This is a genomic window from Runella sp. CRIBMP, assembly GCF_009905605.1.
Lineage (GTDB): Bacteria > Bacteroidota > Bacteroidia > Cytophagales > Spirosomataceae > Runella.
This window is the reverse complement of the sequence record NZ_JAAAKZ010000026.1, coordinates 43138-59293: the sequence shown is the minus strand read 5'-3', so window position 1 is coordinate 59293 and position 16156 is coordinate 43138. Positions and strand designations below refer to the sequence as shown.

17 protein-coding genes and 1 pseudogene are annotated in these 16156 nt (G+C 44.4%); 7 read left to right on the top strand and 11 right to left on the bottom strand.

Features of this window, described 5'->3' with window-relative positions:
• Positions 1-165: 165 nt before the first annotated feature.
• The 3 genes and pseudogenes from GVN20_RS28135 to GVN20_RS30210 all read left to right on the top strand — a co-directional run.
• Entirely contained in the window at positions 166-495 is a 330-nt protein-coding gene (locus GVN20_RS28135; RefSeq protein ID WP_166561534.1) for a transposase, read from the top strand.
• On the top strand, positions 449-679 hold the full coding sequence (locus tag GVN20_RS30215) for a transposase (RefSeq protein ID WP_409033852.1): 231 nt from the start codon (positions 449-451) through the stop codon (positions 677-679). The genes GVN20_RS28135 and GVN20_RS30215 overlap by 47 nt, the downstream gene beginning before the upstream one ends.
• Positions 669-944 (top strand): annotated as a pseudogene (locus GVN20_RS30210) (transposase); the annotation flags it as partial. The gene GVN20_RS30215 and the pseudogene GVN20_RS30210, both read left to right, overlap by 11 nt.
• A 186-nt stretch (positions 945-1130) precedes the next feature.
• Here GVN20_RS30210 and GVN20_RS28120 read toward each other — a convergent pair.
• The 3 genes from GVN20_RS28120 to GVN20_RS28110 all read right to left on the bottom strand — a co-directional run bounded on the left by GVN20_RS28120 (position 1131) and on the right by GVN20_RS28110 (position 3926).
• Complete coding sequence (locus GVN20_RS28120) at positions 1131-1541, bottom strand: cytochrome c (protein ID WP_166561532.1); 411 nt, start codon at positions 1539-1541, stop codon at positions 1131-1133.
• A 111-nt stretch (positions 1542-1652) separates the two neighbouring features.
• Positions 1653-2834 (bottom strand): PQQ-dependent sugar dehydrogenase, encoded by a 1182-nt coding sequence (locus tag GVN20_RS28115; protein WP_166561531.1) that lies wholly within the window; start codon positions 2832-2834, stop codon positions 1653-1655.
• A gap of 78 nt (positions 2835-2912) precedes the next feature.
• Entirely contained in the window at positions 2913-3926 is a 1014-nt protein-coding gene (locus GVN20_RS28110; protein ID WP_166561530.1) for an aldo/keto reductase, read from the bottom strand.
• A 155-nt stretch (positions 3927-4081) separates the two neighbouring features.
• Between GVN20_RS28110 and GVN20_RS28105 the strand changes: the two genes are divergently transcribed.
• Together GVN20_RS28105 and GVN20_RS28100 are read left to right on the top strand one after the other, a co-directional pair.
• The gene (locus GVN20_RS28105) at positions 4082-4438 is read left to right on the top strand and encodes a helix-turn-helix domain-containing protein (RefSeq protein ID WP_166561529.1); all 357 of its coding nucleotides are present in this window, start codon (positions 4082-4084) and stop codon (positions 4436-4438) included.
• Positions 4439-4583: 145 nt separating this feature from the next.
• Positions 4584-5375: an NIPSNAP family protein gene (locus tag GVN20_RS28100; protein ID WP_166561528.1), complete on the top strand. Its 792-nt coding sequence runs from the start codon at positions 4584-4586 to the stop codon at positions 5373-5375.
• Positions 5376-5452: 77 nt separating this feature from the next.
• On the opposite strand, the gene GVN20_RS28095 is transcribed toward GVN20_RS28100, so the two are convergent.
• Positions 5453-6739, bottom strand: a complete 1287-nt coding sequence (locus GVN20_RS28095) for an acetyl-CoA hydrolase/transferase family protein (protein ID WP_166561527.1) — start codon at positions 6737-6739, stop codon at positions 5453-5455.
• Positions 6740-6964: 225 nt separating this feature from the next.
• Here GVN20_RS28095 and GVN20_RS28090 point away from each other — a divergent pair, with 225 nt between their 5' ends.
• Together GVN20_RS28090 and GVN20_RS28085 are read left to right on the top strand one after the other, a co-directional pair.
• Positions 6965-9313 carry a prolyl oligopeptidase family serine peptidase gene (locus tag GVN20_RS28090; RefSeq protein WP_166561526.1) on the top strand — a complete coding sequence of 783 codons (2349 nt, stop codon included), beginning with the start codon at positions 6965-6967 and terminating at the stop codon, positions 9311-9313.
• A gap of 77 nt (positions 9314-9390) precedes the next feature.
• Complete coding sequence (locus tag GVN20_RS28085) at positions 9391-10524, top strand: hypothetical protein (protein ID WP_166561525.1); 1134 nt, start codon at positions 9391-9393, stop codon at positions 10522-10524.
• Between the two features lie 358 nt (positions 10525-10882).
• On the opposite strand, the gene GVN20_RS29975 is transcribed toward GVN20_RS28085, so the two are convergent.
• From GVN20_RS29975 to GVN20_RS28055, 7 genes are all read right to left on the bottom strand, one after another.
• Complete coding sequence (locus GVN20_RS29975; RefSeq protein ID WP_255455474.1) at positions 10883-11008, bottom strand: hypothetical protein; 126 nt, start codon at positions 11006-11008, stop codon at positions 10883-10885.
• Positions 11005-11238 (bottom strand): DUF433 domain-containing protein, encoded by a 234-nt coding sequence (locus tag GVN20_RS28080; RefSeq protein ID WP_166561524.1) that lies wholly within the window; start codon positions 11236-11238, stop codon positions 11005-11007. The genes GVN20_RS29975 and GVN20_RS28080 overlap by 4 nt, the downstream gene beginning before the upstream one ends.
• A gap of 300 nt (positions 11239-11538) precedes the next feature.
• Complete coding sequence (gene lepB / locus GVN20_RS28075; RefSeq protein WP_166561523.1) at positions 11539-12678, bottom strand: signal peptidase I; 1140 nt, start codon at positions 12676-12678, stop codon at positions 11539-11541.
• 39 nt (positions 12679-12717) lie between these two features.
• Positions 12718-13437 carry a 4-hydroxy-tetrahydrodipicolinate reductase gene (dapB, locus tag GVN20_RS28070; RefSeq protein ID WP_166561522.1) on the bottom strand — a complete coding sequence of 240 codons (720 nt, stop codon included), beginning with the start codon at positions 13435-13437 and terminating at the stop codon, positions 12718-12720.
• Positions 13438-13510: 73 nt separating this feature from the next.
• On the bottom strand, positions 13511-14146 hold the full coding sequence (locus GVN20_RS28065) for a DUF5683 domain-containing protein (protein WP_166561521.1): 636 nt from the start codon (positions 14144-14146) through the stop codon (positions 13511-13513).
• 53 nt (positions 14147-14199) lie between these two features.
• Positions 14200-15120: a ParB/RepB/Spo0J family partition protein gene (locus tag GVN20_RS28060; RefSeq protein ID WP_166561520.1), complete on the bottom strand. Its 921-nt coding sequence runs from the start codon at positions 15118-15120 to the stop codon at positions 14200-14202.
• A gap of 103 nt (positions 15121-15223) precedes the next feature.
• Positions 15224-16027, bottom strand: a complete 804-nt coding sequence (locus GVN20_RS28055; RefSeq protein ID WP_114069637.1) for a ParA family protein — start codon at positions 16025-16027, stop codon at positions 15224-15226.
• Positions 16028-16156 lie beyond the last annotated feature (129 nt).

Sequence of the window (16156 nt, the reverse complement as noted above, 5' to 3'; positions counted from 1 at the left end):
CTGCTGTTCACCCCTGTCAAACAACTACCCCAAAATTGTACTTTTTCCAACAATTTCAATGAACTTCAAAGATATGAGCGGCGGACCGCAATGCTCATTTACTGGCTTATTTATATCAAATGCATTTTCCCATCTGGTTAGAAAACAGCGGCGTCGGCCGTCCGATTGCAAATTAAACGGGCAGGCGGCTTACAGCGCGGCAAAACTGATAGTATTGATGCCGTTCGTATAGCTGAATACGCCTTCCGATTTAAAGATAAAACTCGTCTATGGCAGCCTCCTCGTCAGGTTATTCAACAATTAGCAGCTCTGAGCGCGGTTCGTCAGAGACTTTTAATAGCCCGTCAGCAACTGCAACAACCTTTAGAGGAACAGCAGGAATTCGTAAGCCCTTCATTGCAAAAGCAGCTTACCAAAACCTGTCAGGCTTCACTAAAAGCCATCAATCTTGATATTGATAAGATTGAAAAACAATCGCAGCGGCGACCCGCTTAAAAATTTGATAGACAAAGACCCACATTTAAAAGAACTTTTTGAACTAATTACTTCTGTACCAGGAGTAGGATCAGCTACTGCTTCTGAGGTAATTATCGCCACTAACGAATTTACTGCCATTACTGATCCCAAAAAATTAGCGGCATCGGCCGTCCGACTGTCATGCAGGGGTTGCCCCTTTTGAATATCAATCGGGCAGTAGCATTAGAGGAAAAACCAAGGTTAACCACCATGCCCGAAAACGCTTAAAAAGCCTCTTTCATTTAGGAGCGATGTCCGCCATTCGAGTCAAAGGTGAAATCCAAGACTATTATTTGCGAAAAGTTGCCGAAGGCAAGAACAAAATGTCAGTCTTGAATGCTGTTCGCAACAAACTCATCCATCGAATCTGCTCGGTGGTACATCACCAGCAAAAATATGACAAAAATTATACTCGCACGATTGCTTAAACCATAGAAATCCGTGCGATTACGCGTTTCGACTGTCCGTCTCAACAAGACCACTCAAAGCCCCAAGTGTCTGTTTTTTACGTACACATTCCCTACATCGACCAAACGGCAGCAAAGGGGCCAATAACTAAAAAAACGGATAGCATTTGAGAGATGCTATCCGTTTTTTAGTTATTGGCGGTAGTGTTACTTTTTCGGTTTTACTTCCTCAACCATCTTTGCCGTTACGAGTTTTTTGTTGGAGGTATTGCCCCATGAATTTTGAATGTAATTCATCACATCCGCAATTTCTTCATTGTCTAACCCCGGATTGGGCATCATTCCTTCGTAGGCAACACCGTTGACGGTGATTTTTTCCGACAGACCGAATTTAATGGCTGCAATGGCTTTCTCGGGGGTTTTGACCAAATAATCGGCTTTGGCAAGTGGTGGGAAAGCTCCCGCAACGCCTTCTCCTGCGCCCATGTGGCACGTAATACAGTTTTCAGCGTAAATCACTTTTCCCCGTTCCATGCTTTTGGTAAGTGCTTCGTCCTGATGGGGGAAGGTGGCAGAACAAAAAAAGATGCCTGAACAAAAAATGACTAACAGTTTCATGCGAAAAAGTGGTAAGTATGGATAATTCATCAAACACAATTTGAGCAGTTATGGGGTTAACATAACTGCTCAAATCATTATTTCTAAGTAAGTTATGCTAATAAAAACGATTTACGCTTTGGGGCTGATTCTAACGATTTTGCCTGAGTTTTCAAGCACTACGTAGATATTGCCGTCGGGTCCTTGGCGCACGTCACGTACGCGTCCGAGTTTTTCGAACATGATTTCGCGGCTTACTACTTTGTTGCCTTTTACCACGAGGTGTTGGAGGTACGCAAATTTAAGTGAGCCAACAATCAGGTCGCCTTTCCATTCTTTGAATTTATCGCTCGTGATAAACGTCATTCCACACGGCGCAATCGAAGGCTTCCAGTACGTAACGGGTTGCTCCATACCTACTTTGGCGGTATCTTTGGAGATAATGCTGTTGTCGTAGTCAATCCCGAACGTTATCACAGGCCAGCCGTAGTTTTTGCCCCGCTCTACGATATTCAGCTCATCACCTCCTTGCGGACCATGTTCGTGCTCCCAAATAACGCCCGTGGTGGGGTGAATCGTCATTCCTTGGGGATTGCGGTGGCCATAGGTCCAGATTTCGGGACGTGCACCAGCGGTTTTTACGAATGGATTGTCGGTAGGGATTTTTCCGTCTTCGTGCAGGCGGACCACTTTTCCTTGGTCTTTGCTCAGATTTTGTGAGTTTTCTTTTTGTCCGCGTTCGCCGAGCGACAAAAACACATAGCCTTTTTTGTCAAACACAATGCGGCCACCAAAGTGTACATTGGCTTTTACGTTAGGGAGGGCTTTAAACAGGTACTGAATATCGGTTAGGGCGTGGTCTTTCAGCTTGGCGCGCAGCAATGCAGTATTTGCGCCGCCCTCGTCGCCTTCTTCACCTGCTGCTTTGGGTGATGAATAACTAATATAAATCCAGCCGTTTGCAGCATAATCGGGATGCAACGCTACGTCGAGCAAGCCGCCTTGTCCTTTGTAAAGAATGGATGGCAAGCCAGTAATTTCTTGCGGGTCCAAAACACCATTTTTCACCAGACGTAATTTGCCGACGCGCTCGGTCACTAGCAAGTCGCCGTTGGGCAGAAAAGCGGTTGCCCATGGCATGGTCAACCCTCTGGCAACGGTGTCTACTTTCAAGTTGGCTTCGGTTATTTGTTGTACAGAATTTGTACCCTCCGTGATACCGCTATTGCTCATCAAAGCAACGGAAGCGGTTAAAATCAAGCCTGTCAACGCAACGGGAAGGCTCTTTTTGAGTAAGGTTTTGTTGTTCGTCATAAAATGAAAATGAATAAAAAAACGATAGGTTGAAATGTTAAAAATAGAATAGGGCCGTGGATTCTCCTTCCTCCTTTGTTATTGAACCAATTCGAGGTGGTTTAAATGCCCAGTGATAAAATTAATTTCTTCATTACTCAAATGGATGTCCATGGCGGCGGCATTTTCGAGCGCTTGTTTGGCGTCACGCGCCCCGACCAACGCAATGGTAATGCCCGGTTGCTCGACGGTCCAACGCAGCACCAATTGTCCAATCGTTGCTTTTTTATCATCGGCCAGAGGTTTGATTTTATCCAAAAATGCATCAACCCGTTTGAGATTTTCATCCTTGTAAAAAAACAGCTTTGCTCGGTGGTCGTCGGCCGCAAATTGGTGGCCGGGTTTCATTTTTCCAGTCAATAATCCACGTTCCAACGGGCTGTAGGCCAAAATGGCTTTTCCGTGTTCGATGCAATACGGAACCGTTTGCTTTTCAATGTCTCTTTTCACCATGCTGTAAGGCACTTGGTTGGAAGCAAGAGGGATGAACTTTTCGGCTTCGCGCATTTGGTCGGCGTTGTAATTGCAAACACCCGCGTAGCGCACTTTTCCTTGATCTATTAACCGCGAAACGGCCTCCATGGTTTCACCGATGGGTGTTGTGGTGTCTGGCCAGTGAATTTGATACAGGTCAATATAATCGGTGCCCAAGCGTTGCAGGCTGTCTTCACATTCTTTGACAATGCTCTCTTTGTCCGCATACCGGTAAATATCAATGGCTTGACCGTCGTTTTTTTTGCTGTGCATGGCAAAATCTCCCTTCGCCAAGTCCCAGCGCATCCCAAATTTTGTGAGGATTTGTACTTTGTCGCGCGGAATACCCTTGATGGCTTCGCCCACGATTTCTTCGCTGAGCCCTTGCCCATAAATAGGAGCGGTGTCAATGGAAGTGACGCCCACGTCGTAAGATGCTCTGATGGCCTTTACGGCTTCGTTTCGCTCAGTTCCGCCCCACATCCATCCTCCAGCGGCCCAAGCGCCAAAGGTAATCACGGATACATCAAGACCTGCTTGATTTTGTTTGTTTGAGGTGCCAATTTTTCGATAGTTCATAGAAATAGTATTAATAACAAAACATGTATACAGGTAGGTTGCCGTTTTTATTTACTATTTTCGATAAAAATCAGTTTACAAATGAACGTTTAAATCTAACTTTGAACAATAGTTTAGGTAATATTGAACAACTCCTTAAAAAGTTAGTGATAGCGATGAGAAAGTTAAGCTCTACCAATTATTATAATCAGACGTTTTTGGAAGATAAATGTGCGCTCAATGAGCTGATTCATCTTCTGAGCAAAAGGTGGCTAACGGAGGTTATGTTTAGCATTGAAGAAGGCAACAGCCGATTTTCAAGCCTGAAAGAGGATTTAAAGCACATCAGCGACAATATTTTGGCTGACCGCCTCAAGCTTCTTGAACAATATAAACTCATTGTTAGAAACAATCACTTGGGCGAAGTTCCGGCTCGGGTAGAATATACCTTGACCGAAACGGGCGAAAAACTGAGCGAGTTGCTGGGCGGTTTGTGCAGTTTTGCTGAGAATGAAATGGAATTTCCTTCGTAATTCTATCATTTATTCGGAATAACGCATGTAGCGACAGCTTCGAAAATTATGAGTTAGGGGAGATGCTTTTGACAGTGGCTTTACTGAAAAACTAGCCGTTACTTTGACCCAAATTACAACGTAACCCCCAAAAATCATTTTCTGTATGTCTAAGTTATTTATGCCATTGTTGTTGGCAGTGTGTTTTCTGAGTTTTGGTATTTCGGCGAACGCTGCAAAACGGGATTTTTACCAAATTAAAATTTATCACCTCAAAACGGAAGAGCAGGAGAAAAAGGTAGATGCGTTTTTAAAAGACGCGTACTTGCCCGCCCTGCATCGAATCGGTATCAGTAAAGTGGGGGTTTTTAAACCTATCGTCAACCCCGAAACGGCCAAGCCGACCGACGAAAAACTTATCTATGTTTTTATCCCTTTCCGCTCACGCGATGATTTTTTTACATTAGAACAAAAACTGGCGAAAGATAAGGCGTATTGGAACGACGGTAAAGCCTACCACGACGCGGTATTCAGTGAGCCGCCGTATGATAGAATTGAATCAATTTTATTGAATGCGTTTGATAAAAGCCTGCAATTTACCATGCCCCAACTCACTTCTGCGCCCAAAGAAAGAGTCTATGAATTAAGGAGTTACGAAGGCCACACCGAAAAAATATCTAAGAACAAAATAAAGATGTTTAACGACGGCGACGAAATTGGTCTCTTCAAGCGTCTTGGCTTTAACGCGGTGTTTTATGCCGAAGTCGTATCGGGTAGTCGGATGCCCAATCTGATGTACCTCACCACTTTTGAAAACCGCGCTTCCCGCGATGAGCATTGGAAAGCATTCAGTGCCGATGCTTACTGGAAAAAACTTGCGGCGATGCCCGAATACCAAAAAAATGTTTCTAAGAATGACACCCGATTCTTTTATCCAACCGACTATTCTGACATTTAACAACATTTCTTATATACATCAAAGCAGCGCCAATCGGACACGGTTGGCGCTGCTTTTGTATTATAGTAATTCATTATTTACAACGTTTTAAATCGTTCAAAGCATTGGCGTTCAATGTCTTCACGGTCGTCGGGGTGGGCTATGTTGATGAGGGCTTTGGCACGTTGCCGGAGGTTTTTTCCGAACAAATACGCTACCCCGTATTCAGTAATGATATAGTGCGCGTGGGCGCGGGTGGTGACTACCCCAGCACCCTGCTTAAGGTAAGGCACAATCCGTGAAATACCTTTTTGGGTGCGGGAGGGAAGCGCAATGATGGGTTTCCCGCCTTGGCTAAGGGCGGCTCCGCGCATAAAATCCATTTGGCCGCCCACGCCCGAATATTGGTACGTTCCAATCGAGTCGGAACAGATTTGTCCCGTTACATCGACTTCTACGGCGCTGTTGATGGCCACCACTTTGGGGTTTTGTTTGATAATATACGGGTCGTTTACAAAATCAATGTCAAGAAACGAAAACGCAGGATTGTCATTGACATAATCATACAGACGCTTGGTGCCTAAGGCAAAACCCGTGACGGTTTTGTTGGGCATGATTACCTTAAATCGATTGTTGATAACATCTTTGTCGAACAAATCAATCAGCCCATCGCTGAACATTTCGGTGTGTACGCCCAGATTTTTGTGGTTATATAGACACTGCAAAACCGCATTAGGAATGGAGCCAATACCCATTTGGAGGGTGCTACCGTCTTCAATCAATTCGGCAACGTATTGCCCGATTTTTTGGTCACTTTCTGAAACTGAACTGCTGAAATTGGCTTCGTGGAGGGCATCTTCACAATAAACCATCGCGTGAAATTTACTGGCGTGAATCATGCCGTCGCCCTGCGTACGCGGAACGTTGGGGTTTACCTGAGCAATGACGTAACGGGCGTTGTTGACAGCCGAGCGGGCAATGTCGACCGAAAGTCCCAACGAGCAGTAGCCGTGTTGGTCGGGTACCGACACGTGCACCAAGGCAACGTCAAGGGGCAAAATTCCTTGATTAAACAACTCTGGGATTTCACTTAAAAACACGGGAACATAATCGGCACGCCCTTCATTGACGGCCTTGCGAATGCTCTCCGAAACAAAAAGTGAATTGATGTGAAAATGACCCTGGAATTCGGGTTTATCAATGTATACATTGCCGTAAACGGTGATAGAAACAACCTCAACATCTTGTAAACGAGGGGCTTCCTGAGCAAGGTGTTTTAAAAGAAACGAAGGTGTTTGTGCACTTCCATGAACAAAGACTCGATGGCCAGATTGAACACACGAAAGAGCCTCTTGCGGAGAAACGTAGCTGATTTTTGGGCGCATGGGGTGGGCCGTTTGGTTTGGCGCAATTGTAGGCGCTGTAATGGTTTGAAAAAATGATAATTATCAGGAAATAAAGGGGGAAATATCGGCAAAAGATGCGATTTTAACTACTTTTATCTCTTTAAACCAAGGCTACGTCCTCATTCCATCGTTTTGTGGGCGGTATTTATTTGTTTTGATTTTTAAATTGTATTTTCAAACATAAACACTTCATTTTACTTACTTATGCGATACTTTTACCTTTGGCGAACCCACCTGTTTCTTGCCTTTTTTTGTACCCTAAACGTCGCGCTCAAAGCCCAGACCCTTGCGCCGCTTTCGGTGGAAAAAATCATGCGCGACCCCAAATGGATGGGCGTCGCTCCTTCCAATCCCTACTGGAGCGAAGACGGCACCAAAATTTTCTTTAACTGGAATCCTGAAAAAAACACGGGGGACTCACTCTACGTGTGCGAACTGTCAACTAAGCAAACCCGTAAAGTAACGCCGCTGGAGCGCAGTTTGCTGCCGACAGCATCGGGCGATTATAACCGTGCTTTCACCCAAAAATTATTCATAAAAAATGGGGATATTTATTGGATTGACGTGAAAACTGGCCAAACCCGGCAGCTGACCAATACCGTAGACGCAGAATCAAACGTTACGTTTAGCGCCGATGGCAGCAAAGCTATTTTTAGACGCGGACAAAACTTGTTTTCGCAACATTTACTCACGGGAGAGTTGATTCAACTAACAAATTTTTTGCCGGGAACAAAGAAAGCCGACGCGGCCGCAAACGAGCAGGATAAGTGGCTGAAAAAAGACCAATTGGCATTGTTTGAGGTTTTGAAAGAGCGGGATGATAAGAAAAAGGAAGCGGATAAAATTACAAAATCAAACCAACCGAAACGCCCGAAAGAAATTTATACCAACGATGCTATCTTGGATAATATCCTCTTGTCTCCCACGGCGGAGTTTATCACTTACCGTTCGACCAAAGGGGGGAGTGGCGCCAAATCAACCGTTGTGCCGAGTTATGTAACCGAATCTGGCTACACCGAAAACCTGCCCGCCCGCACGAAAGTGGGCGCTTCCCAAAACAACTCTCAGTTGTTTATCTACAACATTAAGAAAGATACCGTACTTGAAGCATCGACCAAAGACCTGACGGGTATCAACGTAAAACCTGAATACCTGAAAGAATACAAAGCCGATACATCTAAAAAAGCCGCCGCCCGCAAAGTGCAGTTTATCAACGTTCGGTGGTCGGAAGATGGCAAGTATGTGGTTGCCATGATGCGTTCACAAGACAATAAAGACCGTTGGATTGCTTCTCTCGACCCCGAAACCGCTAAATTTAAAGTCCTTGACCACCTGCGCGACGAAGCATGGGTGGGTGGCCCGGGTAGTTTTTGGTTGGAATGGATCGACAACGAGACCATTATTTTTCATTCCGAAGCCACGGGCTATTCGCATTTGTACTCGGTTAATATACGCACAGGTGAGCGCAAAACCCTCACGTCGGGGAAGTTTGAGGTGCAGCAAGCGCAGCTTTCAAAAGATAAGAAAACCATCTATTTTCAGTCAAATGAAGTACATCCTGGTGAGCAGCATTTCTATAAAATGGCCGTTACGGGCGGGGAGCGTACCAAGCTGACGGGCATGGTGGGAGCCAATGATGCCACGCTTTCGCCCGATGAGTCGAAGTTGTTGATTCGATATTCTTCTGCCACAAAACCCTGGGAATTGTACCTTCAGGAGGCGCAGCCCAACGCTACGGCTACGCAACTTACGAAATCACTTTCCCCTGAGTTTAGCTCGTATCAGTGGCGCGAACCCCAAATTGTGACCGTAAAGGCCAGTGATGGGGTCGATATTTACGCCCGTTTGTACGTTCCCAAAAAGAAAAATGGAGCGGCGGTGGTGTTTGTTCATGGGGCAGGTTACCTTCAAAATGCCCATAAATGGTGGAGTCAATATTTCAGAGAGTATATGTTTCATAACCTGTTGGTGGATTTGGGCTATACCGTGCTCGACATGGATTACCGCGCGTCGGCGGGCTATGGCCGCGATGTACGCACGGGGATTTATCGATTTATGGGCGGAAAAGATTTGGACGATAACGTTGACGGGGCAAAATTCTTGGTTGAAAAACACGGAATTGACGCTAACCGCATCGGTATTTACGGTGGTTCTTACGGTGGTTTTATCACTTTGATGGCCATGTTTACCAAGCCAGGCGTTTTCAAAGCAGGAGCTGCTTTGCGTCCCGTGACCGACTGGGCGGCCTACAATCATCCTTATACGGCCAATATCCTCAACGAACCCGCTACGGATTCATTGGCGTATCGTCGCAGCTCGCCTATTTATCACGCGGCAGGATTGAAAGATCATTTATTAATTTGTCATGGCATGGTCGATGTTAACGTGCATATTCAGGATTCATACCGTTTGGTACAGCGCTTGATTGAGCTGAAAAAAGACAATTGGGAAATGGCTTCCTACCCAATGGAAGACCATGGTTTTGTGGAGCCAACCAGTTGGATGGATGAATATAAACGCATTCTGAAGTTGTTTCAGGAGAAGTTGAAGTAGATTGGTGTTAAAAACGCTAAGTTTCGATGGTTTGCGTTTAAACGCAAACCATCGAAAAATTATTAAGTAATTAAACTATGGAAAAACTTTTTGAAGATAAAGACAGAAACAACTTTAAATATGCAGATTACCAGCATAATAGTTATGAATTTTATGATGAATCAGCTATTAATGAATTTATCTTAGTACGCGAAAGGCTAAATACTTGGTTTGACAGATACCCTGATGCAGGGAAAAAACAATTGAAACGTGATTTGCAAAGCCAGTTTGAACCAGCTTTTTTTGAGTTATTTATCCATGAATTATTTTACCAACAAGGTTTTACATTAATTACTCACCCAACTGTACCGAATTCAACTAAAAACCCAGATTTTTTGGCAAAGAAAGGCGATTTTGAAATTTACTTAGAAGCAACAGTTTCTTTCGATGAATCTAATGAAGTAAGATTACTAAAAAATAAGCAAAATGCAGTATTGGATGCTTTAAACCTTATTAGTTCTAAGCGATATGGTATAAGTGTTAGACAAATAAATTTTCTTTCAAATAAGCAAGCAAGGTTACGGAAAATTAGAGATTACTTTCAGAAGTTTATAGATGACAATGGAGACTTTTATGCTTTAAATCTTCATCCATCATTAGGTCGTTATGAGCGAGAAATTATCTATCAAGATGAAGATATAAAGGTCTCAATAACATTATGGAAAGTTGATTTTGATTTAGATAAGCCTATAATTTCACCATTAGGAGGTGGTTATGCAGGTGGATGCGAAGAAGCTATAAAATATGCAATAAAAGAAAAAGCAAACCGATATGGAATATTGGATAGACCATATATTATTTGTATTAACTCATTAAGTATCAAACAAACTTATACGGAAGATGTATATAATGCTTTATTTGGAAGTTTTAGGAATCAGGAATTTGAAAAAAGAAATGAAAAAAATCAATATTTTCAGACAAGCCTCGATGGAGTTTTTTGCAAAAATTCAAATCAATCTTATAATGCCGTAACTGGTGTGTTTATCACCTCAATCTATCCATCATATTCAAATGTTACCGAGCACTGGTTAGTGAAAAATCCTTTTACAATTAATGAAATGAATTTTAATTACTTAGACCTAAGCTATATCTGGGTTGATGACAATAAAATAACAGAAGTAGAAAATAAATCTATAGGTGATGTGCTCATCGATAGTTCAATCTCAAAGTAGTGCAAGGAGTTGGATAAATTGTGCCATACTTACAATGGTAGTGTTTTTGTAGATGCCTAAACTCAGTAAATCATCATCTCCTCCGTTATTTGGGATGTTCTGAAAGACAACCCCGACCCTAACCCTCCGTTGTTCGAGGCCACTCTGAGCCAAAAATAAACATAGTGTTTGTAACACGGTGATTGTCAAACCATCTGCTTTATAGCCTTCCAAACTCCTTTGTTTTGGCTTTCAAAAACATCCGTTGTGCGGGGTCTTCCGAAGGCCACCCAGAATGTAATATAAAAAGAGTATTTATATATAGCACGGTAATTGCCAAACCATCTGTTTTACAGCCTTCAAAATTCCTTTTATCAACTCATTCGTGAGCAATGAGTTCAATATTGTCCATTTCTACAAAATTGCAATAGCCAAAAAGTCCCACAATCTGCTGAAAATTCTTGCGAAACAAATCCAACAATTGTGCATCTACCAAAAACTTCATACCAATACTTTTTGGATGCTTTTGACTTTTGAAAGTTTAGCTGCGTAAGTCAGACATGCTAAAATATCGTCGTTTTCCAGAGAGGGATAATCATCCAGTATTTCCCGGTGAGTGCTTCCTGCCGAGAGTAAATCTAAAATGAGCTCTACAGGATAGCGTTTGTTACGAATAGTTGGTTTTCCGTGACATATATCGGGGTTGATTGTAATACGACTTAACAGTGCATTCATAGCTGGTTGATTTTTTCGAACATATATACTGATTTTATCTGGTTGGTGCATCCCTGACCCTGTTGCCGTTATCTTTTGCCATTGTTGGTGCGTTTTCCCCAACGACCTCCCTTCCAAAGTAAAGATTAGAAAAATTTTAGGTTGTAAGAATCGTATCGGCGATTCGCCCTTCTACACAAACGTTGCATTGTTGGCCGTGGAGCTGGTTTCTCAAAACCAACGTTTGGGTTGCTTACAACCCAATGTACGGCATAAAAAAGAGCCGCAACACGTTGCGGCTCTTCGTACAAACAGAAAGTCTTAATCAATGATTCTAAACAAACGATTCCAACGAATTTTGTTGAGAATTGACTTTGGATTGGGGTCAATGGACATCCAGATAAAGACCGCTTTGCCGACGATGTGATCGGCGGGCACAAAGCCCCAAAAGCGTGAATCTGCGGATTCATAGCGGTTATCGCCCATCATAAAGTAATAATCCTGCTTGAAAGTATAACTTGTGATGGCTTTGCCGTCGATGCTGATGGAGTTTTTGTCCACGACTACTTTTGAGGCGTCATTGTGGTCAAAGAACTTAATCACATGGCCATATTTTGACACATTAGCCGAGTCGAGTTGAATGGTCAGGCCTGCTTTGGGAACTTGAATCGGGCCCCAAAAGTCAGGATTTTGCTTGGCACCCGCTGGAAATAGCCCCATTTCGGTGCTTGTAGGGGCATAGCGATATTCGTGTTTTACGTCCTTAATAAATGGGTGTTTCAACAAACCTTCCACAATTTGTGGGGTCGTGCGAATCTGGTATAAAAATTTGTTGGGAGCCAAAGAATCGCTGGGGTACGAGCTGTAATCCTGAATGTCTTCATTTTCAAAGAAACGGTCATCCAATAAGTCCGTAGACCACATGCGGTAGTAAAACTGCGCTTTAGCGGGAACTTCGGCGGGTTTGCCGTTCACGTACACATCGGCGCCTTTAATATCAACCAAGTCGCCACCGACGGCAATACAGCGTTTGATGAAGTTGGTACGCAAATCAACAGGGAATGCTTTGTAGCCGCCGTTGCCCTGTGCGGGATCTTCAAACGGCTCATCGGGGTCGCCGGGATAGTTGAATACCACCACATCGTTGCGTTTTACGTCCGAAAAGCCCGGCAGGCGGTACATTGGAAGTTGAATCAGGGTCGAAAAAGACGGAATATTAGTTCCCCAGATGGTTTGGTGGGTCAGTGGCACTTGCAAGGGCGTTCCCGGGGTGCGGGCACCGTAATGCAGTTTACTCACAAAGAGGAAGTCGCCAATCAACAGGCTCTTCTCCATCGAAGACGAAGGAATGGTGTAGGCTTCTAAAAATAACCAACGGATTAAGGTAGCTGCCACGACGGCAAAAACAATGGAATCAAGCCACTCTCTAAAGGCAGATTTTTTGGGGTTGGGTTTTGACATTTCCGGTAGTATTGAATGCAAATTTGGTGAATGAAAAACTTAGTCTTCGCCGAGTAAATCGTCCATGCCGTAGACTCCCTTGCGAGGGGAGAGCCATTCAGCGGCGACGACGGCCCCTAAAGCAAATCCTTGACGGCTATGGGCCACGTGTTGAATCTCGATGCTATCAACGGCAGAGTCATAGCGGATAACGTGAGTGCCAGGCACTTCACCTTCGCGCAAAGATACAATCGGGATTTGATTTTCGGCAACATCGGCCTGATTGGCCCATTCCGTTTTGGCCGCGAGGTGCTCTATCAGGCCTTCGGCGAGCGTAATGGCTGTGCCACTGGGCGCGTCTAGCTTATGGATATGGTGAATTTCGGTGGTATGAACGCTATACTGTGGATAGGGCGCAATGAGCTTGGCCAAGTACTTGTTCAATCTAAAAAACAAGTTGACGCCGATGCTGTAATTGGAGGCGTAGAAAAAAGCGGCTCCGTGCGCTTGGCAAAGTTGTTCGATTTCGGCGCGGTGATCCAGCCAACCCGTGGTGCCGCATACGGTGGGCAAGCCTTTGTTCATGCACCATTTGAGGTTTTCGTAGGCGGCTTCGGGGGCGCTAAATTCAATGACGGCATCTACATTGTCTCGGCTGAAAGTATCCAGCTCGTGGCGATTGGTAACGTCAATTTTTCCGACAATTTGGTGACCGCGACTCAGGGCGATTTGTTCGATTACTTTGCCCATTTTGCCGTAGCCCAGAAGAAGAATATTCATTAATTTGAAAATTTATTTTGTGCCAAAGCACTGGTATGCGTTAAAGGTGAATGAATGAGCAATCAGCAAATTATTATTTAATCGGTATCACTATTTTAGCCCCGATGATGCCCCCCGTAAATGAATTATAGCCAGCATCGGGCTGAACTCGAAACGATATATCTTCCGACATATCAAAGGTTTTTAAGTGAGCCGCTACGTTGGCTTCGATGATGTTAAGCGCCCAAACGGCCGTTAGCATCACAAAATTCAAATCCCGGTAGCGACGATAAAAATCTTTCCCTTTCGTAATCTGCTCAATCGTTAGGGTACGCGTTATTTTTTGACCCCGAATATATACAGGTGCTTCTGTCCGTAATGCCGCGCCTGTTACAGGATTATAACTGTCAATGTAGGGCGTTAGATAGTCGTGGTACCGAATATTGAAATAACGGATAAAATAAATGACCGTTCCGAAACCCGCGTACACAAAAGGCATTTTCCAATACTGTTTGTTGTACGCCTGTCCAAGGCTTGGCACCACGAGCGAATACATAGCGGCTTTACGGGGGCTGTGCTTGGCAGCAGGCTTGGCTGGGGCCACGATTTTGGCCAGGGTATCTTTCAGTCCCTGAGCGTTTTTGAGTGAATCAGGGCGCAGGGTATCGGCAAGTGTTGCCAAACGGGCAAAGCGCTTTTGCAGGGAGTCTGTTTTAACTTGCTGGCTCATTACTCCTGACAACCCCACCACACACCAGCAAATGATCAATAATCCCGACCGTATCACGATTCAAATTTTAAAACCTTTAAAATCCGTTCCAACTCATCCTGCGAAGTAAAAGGGATTTTTATTTCTCCTTTTTGTTTGTCGTCGGTTTTAATAGAAACCTTTGAACCAAAATACGAAGAAAGTTTAAACTGCAACGACCGCATTTCCTGCTTTACCACACTCGGGCGACGGTCGTGGGAGTTAGGGTCGGGCGTTTCCATCTGGAGACTCCGCACGGCATCTTCTACTTTGCGTACCGACCAAGCTTCTTCGATGGTTTTACGAAACAGTTTAAGCTGTACGTCTGGATTGTCAATGTTGATGATGGCTCGGGCGTGGCCCATCGTGATTTGGTCGTCGCGCAGGGCGGCCTGAATCATGGGCGGGAGTTTGAGCAAACGAATGTAATTGTTGACCGTTGTACGGTTTTTGCCGACGCGCTCACCCAATTCGTCTTGCTTGAGACCACAATCAGAGATCAGTCGCTGATAACTCAGGGCAATTTCGATGGCGTTGAGGTTTTCGCGTTGTATGTTTTCAATCAAGGCCATTTCCAGCATTTGCTGGTCGTTGGCCGTCCGGATGTACGAAGGAATGTGGGTCAGACCTGCTAGCTTTGAAGCCTGCAAACGTCGCTCTCCCGAAATCAACTGGTAGCGGTCTCGGCCAATCTGACGTACGGTGATGGGTTGGATAATACCCTGAATACGAATAGATTCCGCTAGTTCATTGAGGGCTTCTTCATCAAAACGCGTACGAGGTTGAAAAGGGTTTACATCTATCTGCTCAACGTGAATTTCGCTCATCATGCTCACATTGTCGTAGGGCAGAGGACGAGTTGAACGGTTGACGTTATCGCTGTCATGGAGTAATGCACCCAAACCACGTCCGAGTCCTGTCATTTTTTTAGGAGCCGCTTTTCCAATATTTTCCATGTGTAGAAGATTTTTTATGAATGTTGGGTTGAATGAAAGACGTAACTTTTTGTAAACCTGTTACTTATGCCAATAATGCGGAACAAAACAGCCCGCTAGGAAATTAATTGGCTTTTCGTACGGTTTGTTCGTCCTGTTCAAGCAGCCCATTCTTACTTAAAATTTCGCGGGCAAGGTTGAGATAACTGACCGCGCCCTTGCTGTCGGAATCCTGCGCAATGGTAGGAACACCGTAGCTCGGAGATTCACTGAGACGGATATTCCGGGGGATGATAGTATTGAAAACCATGTGTTTGAAATGCGCTGTCACCTCATTGACGACTTGGTTAGAAAGGCGTACGCGCATGTCATACATGGTCAGTAGAATGCCTTCGATGGCCAAATTGGTATTGAGTCGGGTTTGGATAATTTTAATAGTATTGAGCAATTTACCCAGACCTTCCAACGCAAAATATTCGCACTGTACGGGTACAATCACCGAATCGGCGGCCGTGAGGCTGTTGATGGTAATCAAACCCAGTGAGGGAGAGCAGTCAATGATGACAAAATCGTAGTCTTCTTTGATGGGCCACAAAGCTTCCTTCATTTTTTCCTCGCGGTTTTTGAGATTAATCATTTCAATCTCCGCTCCTACAAGGTCGATATGAGAAGGCAAAAGGTACAGATTCTCGAAGTTGGTTTCTACGATGGCTTCTTGAGGAATGACGCCTTCTACCATACATTCGTAAATGCTGTATTCGATTTCTTTGGGGTTAAAACCCAAGCCCGACGTAGAGTTGGCCTGAGGGTCAGCGTCTACGATTAAGGTTTTAAAATCCAGTACTGCTAAACTTGCTGCCAGGTTGATGGCAGTGGTCGTTTTACCGACGCCACCTTTTTGGTTGGCTATTGCTATAATCTTGCCCATTGTTGTTAGGTTTACCGCCTTCAAATATCCATCTTTATTCGGACTCTGCCAAACTGTTCCACGTAAAAAATGTTAAATGTTTCACGATTTGGTAGTAAGCAGTTGGCACTTAACCCTTAGCAAAGCAAC